This window comes from Flavicella marina, from assembly GCF_009193215.1.
GTDB classification, from domain to species: domain Bacteria; phylum Bacteroidota; class Bacteroidia; order Flavobacteriales; family Flavobacteriaceae; genus Flavicella; species Flavicella marina.
The window spans coordinates 426,163-446,868 of sequence record NZ_VYVA01000003.1; the positions used below are offsets into that span (position 1 = coordinate 426,163).

Consider the following 20,706-nt stretch of genomic DNA (forward strand, 5'->3'; position numbering starts at 1 on the left):
TTATTGAAACGGAGTTTCTTGAGGAGCACTAACAGCTTCTCCAATTAATGTTGCAGAAGTGCACTCATCAACTCTCACTTGTACATAGTCACCTACTTTTTCGTTTCCTTTCGGGAAAACGGCAACATAGTTTTGAGAATTTCTTGACATCCAGTGTTCATTCGATTTTTTTGAAGTTCCTTCAATCAAAACCTCAATGGTTTGTCCGATATATTTTTCGGTATTCTTGTTGCTCAAGTTTCTTTGCAGTTGAATTACTTCATTCAACCTTCGTTTTTTTACCTCGTTTGGTACGTTGTCTTCAAGTTTTTTTGCCGCTAAAGTACCAGGGCGCTCTGAGTACGCAAACATAAATCCATAGTCGTATTGAACATATTCCATCATGCTCAATGTGTCTTTGTGTTCTTCTTCGGTTTCATCGCAAAATCCGATAATCATGTCTTGAGAGATAGCAGTACCTGGGATTATTTTTCTGATGTTATCTATCAACTCCATGTATTCTTCTCGAGTGTGCTGACGGTTCATTCTCTCCAAAACACTTGTACTACCTGATTGTACAGGTAAATGTAAATACCTACAAATATTCGGGTGTTTTGCCATTACATGCAATACCTCGATTTCTAAATCTTGTGGATTGTTTGTAAAAAAACGGATTCTTAGCGTAGGGAAAGTGCTGGCAACTAAATCTAACAAGTGAGAAAAATGAACAGCCGTTGCTTTGGCAATGTCAGAAGCTTTATCAAAGTCTTTTTTAAGTCCGCCACCATACCATAAATAACTGTCAACATTTTGGCCTAGCAATGTGATTTCTTTGAAGTTTTTGTCTTTTAGATCTTGAATTTCTTCAATGATACTTTTTGGATCTCTACTGCGTTCTCTTCCGCGAGTAAAAGGTACTACACAAAACGTACACATATTGTCGCAACCTCTCGTGATGGATACAAATGCAGAAACCCCATTTGAATTTAATCTTACAGGAGCAATATCTCCATAAGTTTCTTCTTTCGATAAGACCACATTTACCGCATCTCTACCTGCATTTACTTCTTCTAATAAATTAGGTAGATCTTTATATGCATCAGGTCCTACAACCAAATCAACAATTTTTTCTTCATCTAAGAATTTAGATTTCAATCGTTCAGCCATACATCCCAAAACCCCAACTTTCATGTTTGGATTTATTTTTTTTACAGAATTGTATTTTTGAAGTCTTTTTCGAATGGTTTGCTCTGCTTTGTCTCTAATGGAGCAAGTATTCACTAACACCAAATCAGCATCTTCAATGTATTGCGTGGTGTTGAAGTCGTTTTCAGCTAAAATTGAAGCTACAATCTCACTGTCATTCATGTTCATTTGACAACCGTAGCTTTCGATGTATAATTTTTTAGAATTCCCCTTTAACTCATCTGTTAATAAAGGGTGTCCCTGTTTGTTAGCATCTATTATTTTTTCTGTCTCCATTCCATTCAAAAATTAGGATCGCAAAGATACAATCAAAAATATGAATTATGACATTTTGTCATAGAAATTCTACGTTAAAAATAAGTGAAGATTTGAAAAATATTTGAATTTATCTGCTTCATAAATTTGAAATTTAAAAATTCTATCTACTTTTGCAACAGCTAAGAGGCTAGGTTTTAATTTGAATTTAAATAAAAACATAGTAACTTTTTAGACTTAGAAAAATACAATTACGATTTTTATGGCGAAGAATTTAGTTATAGTTGAGTCACCTGCAAAAGCAAAAACGATTGAGAAATTTTTGGGAAAAGATTTTCAAGTAGAATCGAGCTTTGGGCATATTGCAGATTTACCTTCTAGTGAGTTAGGGATAAATGTAGATGGAGATTTTAAGCCAAAATATATTGTCTCAGATGATAAAAAAGCTGTCGTAAGAAAATTAAAGTCTTTAGCGAAAAAAGCAGATACTGTTTGGTTAGCAAGTGATGAGGATCGAGAGGGAGAAGCAATTGCTTGGCATTTGCAAGAGCAGTTAAAATTAAACTCTGAAGCAACCAAAAGAATCGTATTTCACGAGATTACTAAAAAAGCAATTCTAAAAGCTGTAGAGCATCCAAGAGATATCAATTATGATATGGTGAATGCACAACAAGCGAGAAGGGTGTTAGATCGTTTAGTAGGGTATGAACTATCACCTGTTTTATGGAGAAAAGTAAAAGGTGGATTGTCTGCAGGAAGGGTTCAGTCTGTAGCGGTTCGATTGATCGTCGAAAGAGAAAGAAGTATTCAAGAATTTAAAACAACGGCACATTATAAAGTAGTTGCAGAGTTTTTAAATAGTGAAGGGAAAAAATTCAAAGCAACGATTCCGAAAAGTTTTGATTCTAGAGAAGAAGCTGAGGCGTTTTTACAATCTTCTGCAGATGCAGATTTTTCAATTGCAGATTTACAAAAAAAACCTGCAAAAAAATCACCAGCTCCACCATTTACAACTTCTACTTTACAGCAAGAAGCATCTCGTAAATTAGGGTATTCAGTAGCGAGAACTATGCAAGTAGCACAACGCTTGTATGAAGCCGGTTTGATTACTTATATGAGAACTGATAGTTTGAATTTATCGGATGATGCTCGTAAAGAAGCTGAAGAAGAAATTACAAACTATTACGGTTCAGAATACAGCAGTCCTAGAGTGTTTAAGACGAAATCAAAAGGAGCACAAGAAGCACATGAGGCGATTCGTCCTACAGATATGAAACGTCATTCTATCAATGTTGAAAGTGATCAAGATCGTTTGTACGATTTGATTTGGAAAAGAACATTGGCATCGCAGATGAGTGATGCGCAATTAGAGAGAACCAATGTGAAAATTGAGAACTCGAATAACGAAAAAATCTTTACGGCAAACGGAGAGATGATTAAGTTTGAAGGTTTCTTAAAAGTATATTTAGAAGGAACTGATAATGAAGAGGAAGAGCAAGCAGGAATGCTGCCTCAATTGACAAAAGGTGCTACTTTAGAATATGATTTTATCACAGCAACACAACGTTTTACAAGTCCACCGTATAGATTTACTGAAGCTTCTTTGGTAAAGAAATTAGAAGAATTAGGAATCGGTAGACCTTCTACGTATGCACCGACTATTTCAACTGTACAGAGAAGAGGTTATATTGAAAAAGGACAAATTGAGGGTGTAGAAAGAGATTACGAGCAGTTTGTTTTAAAAGCTGGTGAGGTTTCTTCAAAAAACTTGGTTGAAAGAGTAGGTTCAGATAAAGGTAAATTGGTGCCGACAGATATAGGAAACATTGTAAATGATTTCTTAGTGGCAAATTTTTCAAATATTTTAGATTTTGGCTTTACGGCAAAAGTAGAGGCAGATTTTGATGATATTTCTGAGGGAGCTCAAGATTGGTCAGAAATGATCAAAAGTTTTTACGAGACCTTTCATCCAACTGTAAAAGATGTCTCTGAAAATGCAGAAAGAGAAAGTGGTGAGCGTATTCTTGGGAAGCATCCTGAGTCTGGTAGAACTGTTTTGGTTCGTTTGGGTAAATTTGGTCCGATGGCACAAATTGGTGATCCAGAAGATGAAGAAAAGCAATTTGCTAGTCTTTTAAAAGAACAAAACTTAGGTACGATTACCCTTGAAGAGGCTTTAGAGTTGTTTTTATTGCCTAAAAATTTAGGAGTTTACGAAGGTGAAGAAGTGGTGGTTTCTAACGGAAGATTCGGACCTTATATCAAATTCGGAACTATATATGTTTCTCTTGATAGAGGAGAAGATCCGATGTCTGTAGATATGGAAAGAGCTACCGAATTGATTGTTGCGAAACAAAAAGCCGATGCTCCGATTGCAGAATACGAAAATCTTCCTGTTCAAAAAGGAGTAGGACGTTTTGGTCCATTTATAAAATGGAATAGCATTTTCATAAATGTCAATAAAAAATACGATTACGACAATTTGAGTTATGATGATATCGTTGAATTGATCGAAGATAAAAAGCGTAAAGAAATCGAAAAAGTTATTCATAACTGGGAAGAAGAAGGTATTCGATTAGAAAAAGCACGTTGGGGAAGGTTTAACATCATCAAAGGAAAAACCAAAATTGAGTTGCCTAAAACAACAGATGCAAAAAACATGACTCTAGAAGAAGTTCAAGCTATTATTGAGGCAAAAGCTCCGAAAAAGAAAACAAGAAAAACTGCTGCTAAAAAAAGAACTACCAAGAAAAAATAAACTTATATAGAGTTGGTATATACCACGATATTTTTGTTATTTTTGGAAAAATGAGTCCGAAAAGGCTCATCTAATATTTGATGAATTTAGATTTTTTATTACCCCTTGAAGAACCTTTTTTCGAAATGATTTCAGACTATTCTGAAACCTCATTGTCGTATTTTACTGCGATACACTCGAAAGAAAAAGGTTTACCAGATTTAGAAAATGTTTCTATTGCAATTTTAGGTGTTCAAGATGGACGTGGAGCTGTAGGAAATGATACTACTGGTTATGGTGTAGATGCCATTCGTAGTTATTTTTATAAACTATACCCTGGAAATTGGTCTGTCAATATTGCTGATCTCGGGAATATTCCACAAGGAAATACAGTTTCGGATACTTATTTTGCATTGCGTGAGGTGATAGCGTCTTTGGTAAAGAAGAATATTGTACCAATTATTTTGGGCGGTGGTCAAGATTTGACTTATGCGAATTATAGGGCATACGATCAGTTAGAACAGCTTGTCAATATCGTTACCGTTGATTCTAAGTTTGATTTGGGTGCGATCGATTCTCCTTTAGATTCTAGTTCTTTTCTGAGTAAAATAGTAATGGAAGAACCAGCTAATATGTTTAATTATAGCAATATTGGATATCAGACTTTTTTCAATGCACAAGAAGAAATAGATTTATTACAAAGTTTGTCTTTTGATACGTATAGGTTGGGTGAAGCCAAGGATTTAAAGATCGTGGAGCCAATCATGAGAGATGCAGATATTGTTAGCATTGATATAGGTGCTGTTAGAATGAGTGATGCACCTGCAAACGGAAATGCAACACCAAATGGTTTTTACGGTGATGATATTTGTGCGATTTCAAGATATGCAGGAATCAGCGATAAAGTTACTTCATTTGGGATTTATGAATTTAACAATCGTCTTGATAACAATGGACAAACAGCGCATTTAATAGCCCAAATGATATGGTATTTTGTTGAAGGTTTTAGCTTTAGAGCAAAAGACTACCCTTATTGTACCAAAGAGAGTTATTTAAAGTTTATAGTTCCGCATGAAGAAGAAGATATGATTTTTTACAAAAGTCATAAAAGTGGTCGTTGGTGGTTAGAAATTCACTCTAGAGATGACAATAAATACAAACGTCATGCGTTAATACCCTGTACCCATCAAGATTATTTAGATGCGACAGATCAAAAAGTCCCTGAACGTTGGTACAAAGCGTTGAAAAAAATTAATTAATAAAGATGCAATTTAAAAATTGTGTTAAATCGAGAAAATTACCTCTGTTGAATTGCTTTGAAACGTTGCTTTTAAAGAAAAAAAATGATAGGTTTACGCTCAATTACGAAAGACATTAGTAACATATGAAAAAAATAGCAGTATATATTATCCTAGTTTTAGCGGTATATAGTTGTGGTTCTAATAATAGAGGAGAAGTTGTAGGAGATAAGTCTGGTAAGAAATGGTATACAGAAAAGCCTTTTGGAATGGTGTTAGTTCCTGGAGGTGCCTTTACAATGGGGAAAAGTGATGAAGATCCGTTTGGAGGAATTAGTACGCCAACTAGAAGTGTAACTGTAAAGCATTTCTATATGGATGAATCGGAAATAACCAACAGTGAATACAATAAATTTGTTGAATGGGTAAGAGATTCAATAGTTCGAACTGAATTGGCGTTAACTGCTGAAGAGCGCTCTTATTTATTATCTGATGGAGAAGGAAGTGATGAAGGAATTTTTAGATATAGTTTTAAAGAATCAGATACTACCAATGCTACTGAGTATGAGAGGTATATGTTTGAAAATTATGGCGGTACCGGAGATGTAAACTCGCTCACCGAAGGGAAATCATTGAATTGGAGAATTCCAATCGTATGGGATCGTTTAGAATATCCTGATGCTGCTTATACAGAAGTTATGGATTCTATGTATTTGCCGTTAGAGGATACTTTTGAAGGGCAAAGAATCTTAAACGTTAATAAATTAAAATATACGTATTCTTGGTTTGATAAAGAGGCAGCCGCAATGAGTAAAACAGGTACGAGAAAAGATTTTATTATTCATGAAGATGTTCGTGTTTACCCAGATACAACGGTATGGGTAAAAGATTTTACGTATTCATACAACGACCCAATTCACGAAGAGTATTTTTGGCATACTGCTTATGCAGATTATCCGGTTGTAGGTGTAAATTGGTACCAAGCTCGTGCTTTTTGTAACTGGAGAACAAAAATGAAAAACGATTATCTTCGATCGAGAAAAAACCCTGTTAGGGTTCCGATGTTTCGATTGCCTACTGAAGCAGAATGGGAATTTGCAGCAAGAGGTGGTATAGAAAACGGTACGTACCCTTGGGGAGGTCCATATACGACAGATGATAGAGGGATCTTTTTGGCAAACTTTAAGCCAGTTCGAGGAAATTATGCGATTGATGGTGCACTGTATACCGTAGAAGCATATTCTTATGCGCCAAATGGTTATGGATTGTACAATATGGCAGGAAATGTGTCAGAATGGACAAGCACGGCATACAATCAAGGTTCTTACAGCCATGGTTCAAGTATCAACGCAAATATCGAAGATGTTGAAAATAAACGTAAAGTAGTACGTGGTGGTTCTTGGAAAGATATTGCATATTTCTTACAAGTAAGTACAAGAGACTACGAATACGCAGATTCTTTAAAAAGTTATATCGGATTTAGAACCGTTCAAGACTTCTTAGGAACAGTGAAAAATAAAAAATAAATTAATAATTAACCAACCCCTATAAATTAAAAAATTATAATTATGGCACAATCAGTTAAAAGCAAGAAAATCTTGAATATGGTATACGGACTAGGAGCGTCTGTTGTACTTGTAGGAGCATTGTTTAAAATATTACACTACAGTATCGGTCCTTTAACGGGTGGAGTAATGTTAACTGTCGGATTGTTAACAGAAGCATTTATTTTCGCATATTCAGCATTTTTTGAACCTATAGAAGAAGATTTAGATTGGACTCAAGTTTACCCTGAATTAGTTGGTGGAAAAGCGAAAGAAAAAGATCCAAGTGCAAGAGGTATGTTAGCAGAAAAATTAGATGCAATGTTAAAAGAGTCTAAGTTAGATGCTGAATTAATGGGAAGTTTAACAAAGAGTATTCAAAACTTTCAAGGAGCTGCAGAAAGTATCAACGCTTCTGCAGATACAGTTGCAAATACACATAAATATAATGAAGAAATGGCTGTTGCAGCTGTTCATTTAGAATCATTAAATAGTTTGTATAAAGTACAATCAGAAAATTCTGAGAGACAAGCATACTTGAATGAATCTATGTTGAAGCATTCAGAGAAATTAGAATCGCAAATGGAGGCATTGGCTACAAACCTATCTTCTTTGAATTCTGTTTATGGAGGAATGTTATCAGCAATGAATAAATAATTAATAACCCTATAAAAAAGCTTATTAATTATGGCAGGAGGAAAACAATCAGCTAGACAGAAGATGATCAATCTAATGTACCTAGTGTTCATTGCAATGTTAGCATTGAATATGGGTAAGAAAGTATTGTCGTCTTTTGGATATCTAAATGAAAAAATTGAAGCGTCGAACGTTACAAAAATCAACGATATTGCCGTTGTTTTGAATGACTTGGCGACAAAAGCTTCTGAACAACCAGAGAAATACAGAGATCTTAATAAAAAAGCAGTGAAGGTAAACAAAACCTCGAATGAATTCTTTAATTATTTAGGAGCTGTAAAAGACACACTTTTATCTACGATCGACCCTGAATTGCATAGGGATTATGAGTCGTTGGATACAGAAACTGCAGGAGATGAATTTTTCTTCAAAGGAGAAGAAAAATTAACAGATGCAGGTGAAGAGTTTGTTGCTAGAATCAATCAATATAGAGAAGACATAAAATCTATATTGGGTGAAAGTATTAAGAGTGATGTATTAGATCATTTGAATAAACGATTTGATACAAGTGATCAAGAAGTTGAAGGAGGTCAAACACAACCATGGATTCGAAACCGATATGAAGGTTTTCCATTGGTAGCAACCTTGACAAATATTTCTGTGATTCAGGCAGATGTAAAAACTTCTGAAAAAGAGATTTATAATTCTTTGTTAGGAAAACAACTTTCGGCGGATGCTTCGATTAGTGAGAAAACTTATCATGCAATTGTAATTCCTAAAAAACCAGCATACTTTCCTGGTGAAGAGTTTGAAGGAACTGTAGTTTTGGGAAAATACGATGCTAGTTTACAACCAGAGAGATTGACAATCAACGGGAAAAATTACAAAGAAAGAGATGAAGAAGGAGCCGCCTTGATAAAATTTAAAGCAGGAAAGGTTGGTGAGAATGATATTGTTGGAGAATTTGTATTTCAACAAGATGGAAAACCAGTTAAAATTCCGGTAAAATCTAATTATTTGGTAGTTCCGAAACCAAATTCAGCGGTAGTATCGGCAGATAAAATGAATGTTGTCTATAGAGGTGTTCAAAATCCTATCACGATTTCTATCCCTGGGATTACTGATAATAATGTAAGAGCAACAGCACCAGGATTAAAAAGAGTAAAAGGAACAAAATATAACTTGTTTCCAGGAAAAGGGAAAGAAGTTACGATCAATGTTTCTGGTACTACAAATGATGGAACAAAGATATCTTCACCTCCGGTGAAATTTAGAATTAAAGATATCCCACCACCTGCAGCGACGATTAGAAAGCAATATGGTTCTATAAAAATGCCTAAGTCAAGTTTGGCTAAATCTACAATTGATGCGGCATTGATAGATTTTGATTTTGATTTGAAGTTAAAGGTGTCATCTTTTAAAGTAAAGATTCCTGGGCAATCAACTGTATTGGTAAACGGAACACGTTTTGATGCAAGAGCACAGAAGGCTTTGCAAAAGGCCAAAAGAGGCGATGTTGTGAGTATATTTGATGTAAAAGCAACCATCATCGGAAACTCTTCATATAGATTGAAAGGAGTGTTGCCTTTGAGTGTTGTAATCTCAAATTAATAAATAATTACTGTCGCCCCTCTAGTAATTGGATATAGGTAAATTGAAAAGTAAACAAGATCTTATTTTGTATTTTTGTAAACTTGACAAAATGAAAAGAATGATGAATTTGAAAAAATATGTAGTATTGGCTGTGTTGACGTTGATGTCGACTACAACTTTTTCGCAGGCTGAATATAATATTCTTAATGCCACAAAACCTGATGAAATAGATCAAGTTCCTGAAATCTATAAAGAAATTTCAAAGGAAAAACCAATTCCTTATGGATATGTAAATGAACGTGATATCTTATGGTCGAAAATTACTTGGGAACATATTGATTTGAATGAAAAAATGAATATGCCTATGTATTATCCGATTGATTCGGCGAATGTAAATAGCAGCAGAAAATCGTTGTTTTACACTTTGTTGAAAGGGATTAAATCAGGGAAAATTACTGAGGTTTATGATGATTCGTTTTTCAAATCGAAATTGACGATGAAAGACATCAATCAGAAATTAACACGTGTGGATACTTCGGATTATGCTTATGAATTGTTGAATGAAGGTGAAACAGATATTAAAGATTTTGTAGATGAAGTTTCTATCAAATCAGAAGATATTGAAGCGTATAGAATTAAAGGAATGTGGTACTTCGACAAACGTCATGGAGAAATGAAATATCGTTTGTTGGCGATAGCACCAATGGCTCCAGACGTTCAGTTATTAGGTAGAGATGATATTGTAAGTGACGAGAGTCTTCCGTTGTTTTGGGTATTCTATCCCGATGCAAGAGAAGTGTTGCATAATGCTTTTGCCTTTAATGAAGTCAACCATAGGTCTCCAATTTCTTTTGATGATTTGTTAAACTCTAGACGATTTACAACTTTGATTTTAAGAGAAGAAAATCTTTATGGAAATAGAAGTATTGCCGATTATATTCAAGGAAATGCTTTGTATCAAATTATGGAGTCTGAGCGAATCCGAGAGGAAATTAGAAACAGAGAATTGGATATGTGGAACTATTAATGTTCTTGTATGAATAAAGTATAAAGCTCTTGTTTGAAATTTCATTCAAGAGCTTTTTTTTGATTTTTAAAAGTATGAAAGTAGATTATATAATTGTTGGTTTTGGATTGGCGGGAATGTCTTTTGTAAAAAGGTTGGAAGACAATAATAAGTCTTTTATTGTGTACGAAAATTCGTCTCAAACTTCATCAAATGTAGCAGGAGGTGTATACAACCCGGTGGTATTAAAACGCTTTACACCGGTTTGGCAAGGAACCGAGCAACTTAAATTGGCGTTGCCTTTCTATAAAGAAATTGAAAAGAAATTCAATACAGTTTACGATTTTAAAATACCGACATATAGAATTTTTAAATCTATAGAAGAACAAAATAATTGGTTTGCTGCTTCTGATAAACCAAAGTTGTCGTCGTACATGGATGTAAATATTATTACCAAAAAATATAACGGAATAATTGCGAAAAGTGGCTTCGGTAAATTGAACCATACAGGTAGAATTGATACAAAATCTTTGCTGAGTGATTATAAAGCGCATCTTAAAAAAGAAGATTTAATTTATTTGGAATCTTTCGATTATACAGGGATTGAGTTTTTAGAGGATGGTGTTAAATACAAAGGTGTTTCAGCTTCAAAAATTGTTTTTTGTGAAGGATACGGAATGCATAAAAATCCATTTTTCAAGGATTTGCCGATGAACGAAGCAAAAGGAGAATTGCTCACCATTCACGCTCCTGAATTAGATGTAGATTTTCTAATAAAAGCTGCAGTATTTGTCTTGCCATTAGGGAATCATTACTATAAAGTAGGAGCAACATTTAATTGGCATGATAAAACATTGCATCCGTCGCAAGAAGGTCGTGATGAATTGATTGAGAAATTAGAGAGTTTTATTACGGTTCCCTATAAAATAATCGAACAAACAGCCGGTATCAGACCTACCGTAAAAGACAGGAGACCATTGGTAGGTATTCATGAAAAATATGGTCAATTGGCAATTTTAAACGGATTAGGTACAAGGGGTGTGATGATTGCACCAAAGGTGTCGTTGGAGTTGTACAAACACATCGAAAATGGTAGTGCTTTAGATCCAGAGTCAGATATAAAACGTTTTAAAAAGGCTTAATCTTTCTTTTTGTAAGAAACGAAAATATTAATCCAAATCATACGAGATAATCTTAGACTAAAAGGAGTGGAACCAATAAGGATCAATACAATCGCTAAAAAAGATTCCAATAATTCCAAACCAAAGAAAACATTCGTAATTACAAAAGTAGCGATGGCGATTGCAACCGACAACGCGTAAGATACATACATAGCACCGTAGAAAAACGAAGGTTCCATCATGTATTTAAAATTACAATTCGGACAGTTGTCGTGTATTTTTGTTACGTTTTTTAATTTGAAACCTCCTTTTTCAACAAAAAAATCACCCTCTTGACATTGAGGACATTTTTGTTTTAAAATGCTAAATAATTTGGTTCCTTTTTTTAAAAACATGCTGCACTATTCTTTCTACAAAGATACAAATGAATTTCTTAAAGAGGTCTTAATATTAGCTTAGAAACTCATTAAATTCTAGCGAGATATCTTAAAAAATATGATAGCTTTGCAAAACTCAAATTTGAATCAATAATACTTGTTTATAGATGCTTAACGTTCATAATTTAACGGTTTCATTCGCTGGTGAAGACCTTTTCTCTGAGATTACTTTTAAGTTAGAAAAAGGGAATCGAGTTGGTTTGGTAGGAAAGAATGGTGCAGGAAAATCTACTTTATTAAAAGTAATTTCTGGGGATATAGAAAACAATGGAGGTACATTGGCTTTGGAAAAAGATGTACGTATCGGTTTTTTACGTCAAGATATCGATTTTGTGGCTGGTAGAACAATTTTGGAAGAAGCATACCAGGCCTTTGAAGAAATTGTTTCGCTAGAAAAAAAAATAAATCAAATCAATGAAGAATTGGCAACTCGTACAGATTACGAAAGTGATTATTACACACAGTTAATTCATGATTTGGATGAGGTAACTACTCGTTATGAACTATTAGGAGGTTACAATTATCAAGGAGATACAGAAAAAATACTGCAAGGTTTAGGTTTTCAAAGAGAAGACTTTAACAAACTCACCGATACTTTTTCAGGAGGTTGGAGAATGAGAATTGAACTAGCGAAGTTACTTTTGCAACAAAATGATATTTTACTTTTAGATGAGCCTACAAACCATTTAGATATTGAATCGATTATTTGGTTAGAAAACTTTTTAAAATCATATGCTGGTGCAATTGTGTTGGTCTCGCATGATAAAATGTTTTTGGACAATGTCACCAATCGAACGATTGAAATATCCCTTGGTAAAATTTACGATTATAAAAAGCCGTATTCTCAATATCTTGTTTTGCGTGAAGAAATTCGCGAGAAACAATTACAGTCTCAAAAAAATCAAGAAAAAGAGATCAAGGCTAAAGAACAACTCATTGAAAAATTTAGGGCTAAAGCAAATAAAGCTTCTATGGCACAATCTTTAATCAAACAACTAGACAAAGTTGAGCGAATTGAAGTTGATATGGAAGACAATGCCGTGATGAATGTAAAGTTTCCGATATCGAAGCAGCCAGGAAAAATTGTTGTTGAAACCGAAGCTGTTTCTAAAAGTTATGGAGATAAACATGTTCTTGACAATGTGAATTTAATGATTGAACGGTCGGCAAAAATTGCTTTTGTAGGCCAAAACGGTCAAGGGAAATCTACTTTGGCTAAAATGATGGTCAGTGAGATTGATTATTCAGGTTCAATAAAACTAGGTCATAATGTTGAAATCGGTTATTTTGCGCAAAATCAAGCAGAATATTTAGATGGTGAGAAAACCTTGTTAGAGACCATGGAAGATGCCGCTAACGACACAAATCGTATGCGAGTACGAGATATGTTGGGAGCATTTTTGTTTGGGGGAGATGATGTAGAGAAGAAAGTGAAGGTGCTTTCAGGAGGTGAACGAAATCGTTTAGCGATATGTAAGATGCTGCTTTCTCCATTCAATGTATTGATTATGGATGAGCCAACCAATCACTTGGATATTGCTTCTAAAAATGTTCTGAAAAAAGCACTTCAGCAATTCGAAGGAACGTTGATTTTGGTATCGCACGATAGAGATTTCTTACAAGGGTTAACCGATAAGGTTTTTGGATTTAAGGACAAGGTAATCAAAGAGTATTTAGGTGATATTGATTATTTCTTAGAGGAGCACAAGCTTGAAAATCTTCGAGAAGCTGAAAAGAAAACACAAGTTGTAGTAAAGAAAGAATCAAAAAAAGAAGCTTATAAATTAAGTCGTCAGCAAGAAAAAGAACTCAAACAACTTAAAAATAAATTGAGTAAAGTTGAAAAAACGATTGCAGACACAGAGAAGAAAATATTAGAAATGGATGCGCTCTTGTCTGATGATTATGAAAAGACAGCTGCAGACCCTGAGTTTTTTAAATCTTATCAAGCTGAAAAGGACAATCTAGATTCCTTGATGGACAAATGGGCAGAATTGGATGAACAAGTCAGTTCATACGCATAACTTGGATAACTCGGTGTGAAAGGAAAGGATAGTAGTATACAAGAAGTTTTTCTTCCAGAAATTAAAAGCAAAGGGATCTCTTTGTTTTTAAAAAGAGAAGATTTATTGCATCCTATTATTTCTGGGAATAAATACCGCAAACTCTTCTATAATATTCAAGTCGCAAAAAAATCGGGTGCAAAACAATTGGTGACATTTGGAGGAGCCTACTCGAATCATATATTGGCCACAGCAGGAGCGGGTAAAGAGTTTGGTTTTCGAACAATCGGAGTTATAAGAGGTGAAGAGCTGGGTGTTGATTTAGAAAAAACCTTAAATGAAAATGCCACACTAAAACAAGCAAGAGATTTTGGAATGGAATTTGTTTTTATATCAAGGTCTGAGTACAAGTTGAAAAATACTCAAGAGTTTTTGTCGCAACTTCAAGACAAGTTCAAAGACTGTTATATCTTACCAGAAGGGGGGACAAATGATTTGGCAATAAAAGGCTGTGAAGAAATTGTAAGTGAAGCAACAGCGAATTTTGATGTTATTTGTACGGCTGTGGGGACAGGAGGAACGATTTCTGGCATTATTAACGCTTCCAAGTCGTCTCAACGAATCTTGGGTTTTCCTGCTTTAAAAGGTTCGTTTTTGAAAGCTGAAATTGAAAATAATGTTTCAAAAACTAATTGGAATCTTGAATCGAATTATCATTTTGGTGGTTATGCGAAAATCAATGAAGAATTAATTACTTTTATGAATGATTTTTATAAAGAGACGAATATTTTATTAGATCCGATATATACTGGTAAGATGGTGTACGGTGTGTTAGATTTGATTCGAAAAGATGCATTCGAAAGTGGCACTAAAATTCTGTTGATCCATACCGGTGGGTTACAAGGTATTCGTGGAATGAATGTGTTATTAGAAAAAAAAGGATTACCAATATTAGCAAACATAGAATGAATAAATTAATACTTGTTGTTTTTTTCGCCTCTTTGATAGTGAGTTGTGGTTCAAACAAAAAAGCAGTAGCAACAACCCAAAAGACAAAACCCGTTTTAGAGGTTGTTGAAACTGACAATGAAGACGTCAATAAAGAAATCGAAAAATTAGAGAGAGAAAAAGAGAGTTTAGATCCTCGAACAATTGCATATATTAGTCATTATGCTCCTGTTGCCATGGATGAAATGAAAAAGCACAAAATACCAGCAAGTATCACATTGGCACAAGGTATTTTAGAATCGGGTAATGGTGTAAGTAATTTGGCGTTAAAATCGAACAACCACTTCGGAATCAAATGTCATAGCCGCTGGCATGGTGAATCTGTAAGGCATGATGACGATGAAAAACAGGAATGTTTTAGAAAATATAAGCATGTAGAAAGCTCTTATCGTGATCATTCATTGTTTTTAAGAAATAGAGGTCGTTATGAGTTTTTGTTTGATCTTAAGAAAGACGATTACAAAGGATGGGCAAAAGGTTTGAAAAAGGCAGGCTATGCAACTGATAAAAGATATCCAGACAAGTTGATTCGACTGGTAGAAACCTATAATCTTGATCATTACGATAAGATTGTTTTACATAAAAAAATCGATGATACGAAAAAAGTAAAAAACAAACGTTATCGTGTACGAAAAGGAGATACGCTGTATGCTATTGCGAAACGATTTAGAACAACTGTGGATGCTATAAAGTCCTTGAATGATTTAACTTCCAATGATATCAGTGTCGGTCAAATACTGGTAGTTGAATAAAAAAAATCCCTTTCGATATACGAAAGGGATTTTTTTATTGTAAAGATTTACTTTTTATAAAAATTGAACAATGCCAGTGCTAACATCATAGGAAGCACCTACAATTTCAATTTCTCCATTTTTTTCCATATCCGCTAGAATTGGACTTTCGTTTCTAATACGTTCAATCGAATGTGCTACATTAACGATAGAAGTCTCTTCAATGGCATTCGTTTTTTCTTGATCAATTTGCTGAACAGCCGGCTGTATTTTACTTAATAATGCTGTAATATTCCCTAGTTCTACTTGTTTGCAAGCTGCAGTTACAGCACCGCATTTGGTATGTCCTAATACAACAACGATTTTTGAACCTGCTACTTTACAACCGTATTCAATTGAACCTAAAATATCTTCGTTGACAACGTTTCCGGCAACTCTCACACTGAAAATGTCACCAATACCTTGATCGAATACCAGTTCAGCAGGTACTCGTGAATCTATACAGCTTAATACTACGGCAAACGGGTATTGACCTTCACTTGTAGCGATTACTTGATCTTGTAGATTACGCATAGACCTTAGATTCTGAACAAACCTCTTGTTTCCATTCACTAAAATTTCATGAGCTATTTTAGGAGTAATATTTTGCTGTGTTTCTTTCGTCTGCGTTCTCATAGTAGTATTATTTAAGTGATAGTTTACTTTTAGGTCTATTGTTAAAGAACTCTACAAAACTTTCAGGGTTTTCAACAACACCTCGTTTTGAGTTCAATTTAAGATTAATATTTCTATTTTTGGCTTTTTCTATGAAATCCTCTAATATTTCAATAATGTCGTTGTCTAAAAATCTTGTTTTTAAAAGGTTGATTTCTAGATAAGTGCCTTTTGGGATGTTTTCTAATTCACGCATAATAGCTCCTTTGTTGAAAAATGTTACTTCTTCCGCTAGTTCCATTTTCATATAGTGATGATCTGAGTCCGTTTCTTCGATATGTAAAAAGTGAGAGTTTTGGTAACTTTTATACATGACAATGATTACTCCAATAACCAGACCTAATCCGATTCCTACCAACAAGTTATATTGAACAACGAGTACGGTTACCAAAAATGGTACGTATTGTTGCCATCCTAATTTTAAAATCTTTCTGAAAGTCTCTGGGCTGGCTAATTTATAGCCAACAATCAATAAAATAGAAGCTAATACAGAAAGTGGAATCATGTTTAAAAGGGTAGGGATAGCCAGAACTGAAATCAATAATAGGAAACCATGTACAATGGTCGATAATTTTGTCTGACCACCTGATTGAATATTTGCCGAACTTCTAACAATTACCTGTGTAATTGGTAATCCGCCAATCAATCCAGAAACAATATTCCCAGTTCCTTGTGCAAATAATTCACGGTTGGTCGGTGTAACGCGTTTTCTAGGGTCAATTTTATCTGTAGCTTCTACACAAAGTAAAGTTTCTAAACTTGCCACCAAGGCTATTGTAAAACCTGTAATCCAAACTTCTTTATTTCCAATGGCGGCAAAATTTGGGGTAGTAAATTGTCCCAAGAAAGAACTGAAGTCATCCGGTATAGGTACATTTACCAAATGCTCTTTTTCTATTCCGAATGTTGCATTGTTCTGAGTTAGTATATAGTAAATAACACCAATGATTACTGCTGCAAAAGGACCCTGAATTATGGTGAATATTTTGGCTTTCTTTGCAAGATATTTACTCCACACAATAATTAAAATAAGAGCAAGAGCCCCTATAAGTGTTGCTCCTAAGTTGATGCCATTTATTGAATTGATTATTTCTGAAAAAGTATTGCTACCGTCAACTTGGAAAAAGAAAAAATCTCCTTCAGGATCTTTATCATAGCCAAAAAAATGAGGTATTTGTTTTAAGATGATGATAATACCTATCCCTACTAGCATACCTCGAATTACAGAAGAAGGGAAATAGTATCCGATAACACCTGCTTTGATAATTCCAAATATTATTTGAATGATTCCTCCTATGACAACTGCTACTAAAAAATTTTCATAGCCTCCTAATGTTGTAATCGCAGACATCACAATAGCAGCAAGACCTGCTGCAGGTCCACTAACTCCAATTTGTGATCCACTAATTGAACCAACAACAATTCCTCCAATTATTCCAGCAATCATTCCTGCAAACGGTGGTGCACCACTCGCTAATGCTATACCTAAACACAAGGGTAAGGCAACAAAGAATACAACAATACTCGCCGGGATGTCACTTTTAAAATGTTTGAATAAGTTAGTTGTCATAATTTAGTTAGGTTTTAGAAGATTAAATACCAATTCTTTATAGAACTTAGTAATAGCGTTTTTATCACTCGTCATATCAGTGAGTGAAGGTAAGTGTTCAGAAAAATATTTTTGATGATGTGCGCCTTCAATAACGGTTGAAATTAGCATATGAGGATATTGAAAAGTAGGTTTGATTTCTAATACGATATCACTTACTCTATTCACAACCGATTTGTATGATGTAAATGAACCGTTTTCATTTTCTTCATCAACTTTTTTCGTATGATACGCCTTTATGGATTCAGAAAAGATAATTTCGCTTAACATTACTTCATCCACATAAGAGAAATCATTATCGATAAGAATGGGTTTGGTTAATAAATCTAAAGCGTTGTTTAATCGATTTTCTGCTGAGCTTATATTGGTTGTGGCAAATACAATTCTGTATTCCATCCATGTCCAATACCAACTGGTAAGATAGATTAAAAGTTTATGTTTGTTTTCGAAGTATCTATAAATAGAGCTTTCAGGCGAATTAATTCTTTTGCCTAGTTTTTTAAAAGTAAATAATTCAAAACCTATGTCATAAATAAGTTCAATACTATTTGAGATAATTTTTTTCCCCAATTCAGATGAATCTGGATTTTTTGTGTACAATTCGGGGTCGATCTCAATATGTATATGTAGGTCATTCATTTCACATTGCAACTATTAGTTGTATTTGTAATAGTATTACTATTACCGTAGATAGTGAATATACGAAAAATATGGGTATTGTTTCTGAGATATATCATGAAAATAAAATTGCCTCAAGTAATTTTTGAGGCAACTATGTTTATTTTTCTAATATTTTTTTGAGTTGATTCAGACTATAGTCGAAATCATCTCCAAGCATTTTTTCAAAATCCATAACGAGCAGCATTAGATTCATAGGATAATCCATATGACCTTTAAATCCCCAAGTTACTTGTGTAGTGGTATCATTAATTTGTTTTGTTGTCATAAAACCAGTTTCAGTGGATTGAAAGGGTTCAAAAAAGCGAAGCTCAAAATCAATTCTCCTACCTTCGTCAATTGAGAGAATTTCTTGTTCGCCTTTTCCTACTTCATCATTATCGCTATCCCAAGCAGAAATAAAACCTACCGTTCCATCAATACCTGAAAATGTTTTCTTCATATCAGGATCCATGGTGGCCCATTTACTGTAATTGTCTTGGTTTTTTAAATATTTTATGTAATCAAAAACAAATTGTTTAGGTTGATTTATTGCAATGGAACGTTCTACGCTGTAGTCTTTAGCAGTAAATAATGCAATAATGAATGGAGTGGCAATTATAAGAGCGAGAATAACGCCCAGTTTTTTTATAGTTTTCATAATGAAGTATTTTTCTATCTAATTTACAAAAAAAATAAAAGGGCATAAAAAAAGTTCCTTTACATAATTGCAAAGGAACTTTCATATTGTTTACGAAAGAATTTTTATTGGATTCCAACCAAATCTCCTGTTTCGTTCTTCGTAGGTAAATCAGATTTACCCATTAAGTAAATATCTACTTGTCTAGCTGCTTCTCTACCTTCAGAAATAGCCCAAACAATCAAAGATTGACCTCTACGCATATCACCAGCTGTAAAGATGTTTGGCACGTTTGTTTGGTATTTTCCGTATTCAGCTTTGTAGTTAGAGCGAGCATCTTTCTCGATTCCCAATTTGTCAGCTAAAGTACTTTCTGGACCTGTAAATCCTAAAGCTAATAATGCTAAATCACACGGCCAAGTCTTTTCTGTACCTTCAATTTCAATCAATTGAGGACGCTGACCAGGAACCATTTTCCATTCAACATTCACGGTTGTTAAAGCAGTTAATTTTCCGTTTTTATCTTTGATGAATTCCTTGGTGTTGATCAACCAATTTCTATCACACCCTTCTTTATGAGAAGAAGATGTTTTCAACTGTAATGGCCAATAAGGCCAAGGAGTTGATGGAGATCTGTGTCCAGGAGGTTTCGGCATAATTTCAAAATTAGTAACCGATTTCGCACCGTGTCTGTTTGACGTACCAACACAGTCAGAACCTGTATCACCACCACCAATTACGATAACGTCTTTGTCAGTAGCTAAAACTTGATCTTTAATTTTTTGTCCGAATACAACTTTTGTCTGTTGTGTCAAGAAATCCATAGCTTGTACAACTCCATCAGCATCGATACCTGGAGTTGGTAAACTTCTTCTTTCAGTAGCACCACCACACAATACGATCGAATCAAAAGCTTTTAATTCTTCTACATCGTAGTTTACACCAACATTAACGTTTGTTTTAAAAGTGATTCCCTCTGCTTCTAAAATTGCAACACGACGGTCAATAATTCCTTTTTCCATTTTGAAATTCGGAATTCCATAACGCAACAATCCACCGATAGCATCGTCTCTTTCAAATACAGTAACCGTATGACCAGCTCTGTTTAATTGTTGAGCAGTTGCCAAACCAGCAGGTCCTGACCCAACAACTGCAACTGTTTTACCAGTTCTAGTTTTTGGAGGTTGTGGTTTGATCCATCCTTCTTTAAAGGCACGTTCAACGATGTTTTTTTCTATGTTTTCAATTGAAATAGGGTCTTCTATGATTCCCAATACACAAGCTTTCTCACAAGGTGCAGGACATAAACGACCTGTGAATTCTGGGAAGTTGTTTGTTGAATGTAAAATCCAAGAAGCTTTCTTCCATTCACCTTGATGTACCATATGGTTGAAATCTGGAATCAAATTACCAAGTGGACAACCACTATGACAAAATGGAATACCACAATCCATACATCTAGAACCTTGTTCAGTAATTTCAGAATCACTTAAAGGAACTGTAAACTCATTATAATTTTGTACACGATCTTTTACAGGCGTGTATTGCTCGTCTTTTCTTTCGAATTCTTTAAAACCTGTTACTTTTCCCAT

The 20,706-nt window shown here is 34.4% G+C and carries 17 protein-coding genes; 10 read left to right on the plus strand and 7 right to left on the minus strand.

The genetic code is table 11. From position 1 onward, the window contains the following. Nucleotides 1-1,461, minus strand: a complete 1,461-nt coding sequence (gene miaB, locus F6P99_RS08910; protein ID WP_152287121.1) for a tRNA (N6-isopentenyl adenosine(37)-C2)-methylthiotransferase MiaB — start codon at nucleotides 1,459-1,461, stop codon at nucleotides 1-3. 241 nt (nucleotides 1,462-1,702) lie between these two features. Between miaB and topA the strand changes: the two genes are divergently transcribed. From topA to F6P99_RS08945, 7 genes are all read left to right on the plus strand, one after another. Further along, the gene (topA, locus tag F6P99_RS08915) at nucleotides 1,703-4,198 is read left to right on the plus strand and encodes a type I DNA topoisomerase (RefSeq protein ID WP_152287122.1); all 2,496 of its coding nucleotides are present in this window, start codon (nucleotides 1,703-1,705) and stop codon (nucleotides 4,196-4,198) included. An 80-nt stretch (nucleotides 4,199-4,278) separates the two neighbouring features. Next, a complete protein-coding gene (locus F6P99_RS08920) occupies nucleotides 4,279-5,436 on the plus strand; it encodes a formimidoylglutamase (RefSeq protein ID WP_152287123.1) in 1,158 nt (385 codons plus the stop codon). 125 nt (nucleotides 5,437-5,561) lie between these two features. Then, nucleotides 5,562-6,941, plus strand: a complete 1,380-nt coding sequence (porK, locus tag F6P99_RS08925; RefSeq protein ID WP_152287124.1) for a T9SS ring complex lipoprotein PorK/GldK — start codon at nucleotides 5,562-5,564, stop codon at nucleotides 6,939-6,941. Between the two features lie 42 nt (nucleotides 6,942-6,983). Continuing rightward, nucleotides 6,984-7,616: a type IX secretion system motor protein PorL/GldL gene (gene porL / locus F6P99_RS08930; RefSeq protein WP_152287125.1), complete on the plus strand. Its 633-nt coding sequence runs from the start codon at nucleotides 6,984-6,986 to the stop codon at nucleotides 7,614-7,616. A gap of 30 nt (nucleotides 7,617-7,646) precedes the next feature. Further along, nucleotides 7,647-9,206 (plus strand): type IX secretion system motor protein PorM/GldM, encoded by a 1,560-nt coding sequence (gene porM / locus F6P99_RS08935; protein ID WP_152287126.1) that lies wholly within the window; start codon nucleotides 7,647-7,649, stop codon nucleotides 9,204-9,206. Nucleotides 9,207-9,306: 100 nt separating this feature from the next. Next, the gene (porN, locus tag F6P99_RS08940; protein WP_317162575.1) at nucleotides 9,307-10,215 is read left to right on the plus strand and encodes a type IX secretion system ring subunit PorN/GldN; all 909 of its coding nucleotides are present in this window, start codon (nucleotides 9,307-9,309) and stop codon (nucleotides 10,213-10,215) included. Between the two features lie 74 nt (nucleotides 10,216-10,289). Continuing rightward, entirely contained in the window at nucleotides 10,290-11,336 is a 1,047-nt protein-coding gene (locus F6P99_RS08945) for an NAD(P)/FAD-dependent oxidoreductase (protein WP_152287127.1), read from the plus strand. On the opposite strand, the gene F6P99_RS08950 is transcribed toward F6P99_RS08945, so the two are convergent. Beyond that, the gene (locus F6P99_RS08950; protein ID WP_152287128.1) at nucleotides 11,333-11,710 is read right to left on the minus strand and encodes a DUF983 domain-containing protein; all 378 of its coding nucleotides are present in this window, start codon (nucleotides 11,708-11,710) and stop codon (nucleotides 11,333-11,335) included. The two genes, F6P99_RS08945 and F6P99_RS08950, sit on opposite strands and share 4 nt — an antisense overlap. Before the next feature lie 149 nt (nucleotides 11,711-11,859). Between F6P99_RS08950 and F6P99_RS08955 the strand changes: the two genes are divergently transcribed. From F6P99_RS08955 to F6P99_RS08965, 3 genes are read left to right on the plus strand one after another with little or no spacing between them, the layout of a single operon-like run. Further along, nucleotides 11,860-13,776 (plus strand): ABC-F family ATP-binding cassette domain-containing protein, encoded by a 1,917-nt coding sequence (locus F6P99_RS08955; RefSeq protein ID WP_152287129.1) that lies wholly within the window; start codon nucleotides 11,860-11,862, stop codon nucleotides 13,774-13,776. A gap of 15 nt (nucleotides 13,777-13,791) precedes the next feature. Further along, entirely contained in the window at nucleotides 13,792-14,724 is a 933-nt protein-coding gene (locus tag F6P99_RS08960) for a 1-aminocyclopropane-1-carboxylate deaminase/D-cysteine desulfhydrase (RefSeq protein ID WP_152287130.1), read from the plus strand. Continuing rightward, nucleotides 14,721-15,515, plus strand: a complete 795-nt coding sequence (locus F6P99_RS08965) for a glucosaminidase domain-containing protein (RefSeq protein ID WP_152287131.1) — start codon at nucleotides 14,721-14,723, stop codon at nucleotides 15,513-15,515. The genes F6P99_RS08960 and F6P99_RS08965 overlap by 4 nt, the downstream gene beginning before the upstream one ends. Nucleotides 15,516-15,569: 54 nt before the next feature. On the opposite strand, the gene F6P99_RS08970 is transcribed toward F6P99_RS08965, so the two are convergent. The 5 genes from F6P99_RS08970 to F6P99_RS08990 form a co-directional block, all read right to left on the minus strand. Continuing rightward, nucleotides 15,570-16,169 (minus strand): carbonic anhydrase family protein, encoded by a 600-nt coding sequence (locus F6P99_RS08970; RefSeq protein WP_152287132.1) that lies wholly within the window; start codon nucleotides 16,167-16,169, stop codon nucleotides 15,570-15,572. Between the two features lie 7 nt (nucleotides 16,170-16,176). Next, nucleotides 16,177-17,778 (minus strand): SulP family inorganic anion transporter, encoded by a 1,602-nt coding sequence (locus tag F6P99_RS08975; RefSeq protein ID WP_152287133.1) that lies wholly within the window; start codon nucleotides 17,776-17,778, stop codon nucleotides 16,177-16,179. 3 nt (nucleotides 17,779-17,781) lie between these two features. Beyond that, complete coding sequence (locus tag F6P99_RS08980; RefSeq protein ID WP_152287134.1) at nucleotides 17,782-18,456, minus strand: TetR/AcrR family transcriptional regulator; 675 nt, start codon at nucleotides 18,454-18,456, stop codon at nucleotides 17,782-17,784. Between the two features lie 139 nt (nucleotides 18,457-18,595). Continuing rightward, complete coding sequence (locus F6P99_RS08985; RefSeq protein ID WP_152287135.1) at nucleotides 18,596-19,135, minus strand: SRPBCC family protein; 540 nt, start codon at nucleotides 19,133-19,135, stop codon at nucleotides 18,596-18,598. Between the two features lie 104 nt (nucleotides 19,136-19,239). Continuing rightward, the gene (locus tag F6P99_RS08990) at nucleotides 19,240-20,706 is read right to left on the minus strand and encodes a glutamate synthase subunit beta (RefSeq protein WP_152287136.1); all 1,467 of its coding nucleotides are present in this window, start codon (nucleotides 20,704-20,706) and stop codon (nucleotides 19,240-19,242) included.

Coding starts and splice junctions, on each gene's coding strand:
- porK (WP_152287124.1), top strand. CDS start 5,562: ATGAAAAAAATAGCAGTATATATTATCCTAGTTTTAGCGGTATATAGT.
- F6P99_RS08970 (WP_152287132.1), bottom strand. CDS start 16,169: ATGAGAACGCAGACGAAAGAAACACAGCAAAATATTACTCCTAAAATA.
- porL (WP_152287125.1), top strand. CDS start 6,984: ATGGCACAATCAGTTAAAAGCAAGAAAATCTTGAATATGGTATACGGA.
- F6P99_RS08945 (WP_152287127.1), top strand. CDS start 10,290: ATGAAAGTAGATTATATAATTGTTGGTTTTGGATTGGCGGGAATGTCT.
- F6P99_RS08975 (WP_152287133.1), bottom strand. CDS start 17,778: ATGACAACTAACTTATTCAAACATTTTAAAAGTGACATCCCGGCGAGT.
- F6P99_RS08955 (WP_152287129.1), top strand. CDS start 11,860: ATGCTTAACGTTCATAATTTAACGGTTTCATTCGCTGGTGAAGACCTT.
- F6P99_RS08990 (WP_152287136.1), bottom strand. CDS start 20,706: ATGGGAAAAGTAACAGGTTTTAAAGAATTCGAAAGAAAAGACGAGCAA.
- topA (WP_152287122.1), top strand. CDS start 1,703: ATGGCGAAGAATTTAGTTATAGTTGAGTCACCTGCAAAAGCAAAAACG.
- porN (WP_317162575.1), top strand. CDS start 9,307: ATGATGAATTTGAAAAAATATGTAGTATTGGCTGTGTTGACGTTGATG.
- F6P99_RS08985 (WP_152287135.1), bottom strand. CDS start 19,135: ATGAAAACTATAAAAAAACTGGGCGTTATTCTCGCTCTTATAATTGCC.
- F6P99_RS08950 (WP_152287128.1), bottom strand. CDS start 11,710: ATGTTTTTAAAAAAAGGAACCAAATTATTTAGCATTTTAAAACAAAAA.
- F6P99_RS08965 (WP_152287131.1), top strand. CDS start 14,721: ATGAATAAATTAATACTTGTTGTTTTTTTCGCCTCTTTGATAGTGAGT.
- miaB (WP_152287121.1), bottom strand. CDS start 1,461: ATGGAGACAGAAAAAATAATAGATGCTAACAAACAGGGACACCCTTTA.
- F6P99_RS08920 (WP_152287123.1), top strand. CDS start 4,279: ATGAATTTAGATTTTTTATTACCCCTTGAAGAACCTTTTTTCGAAATG.
- porM (WP_152287126.1), top strand. CDS start 7,647: ATGGCAGGAGGAAAACAATCAGCTAGACAGAAGATGATCAATCTAATG.
- F6P99_RS08980 (WP_152287134.1), bottom strand. CDS start 18,456: ATGAATGACCTACATATACATATTGAGATCGACCCCGAATTGTACACA.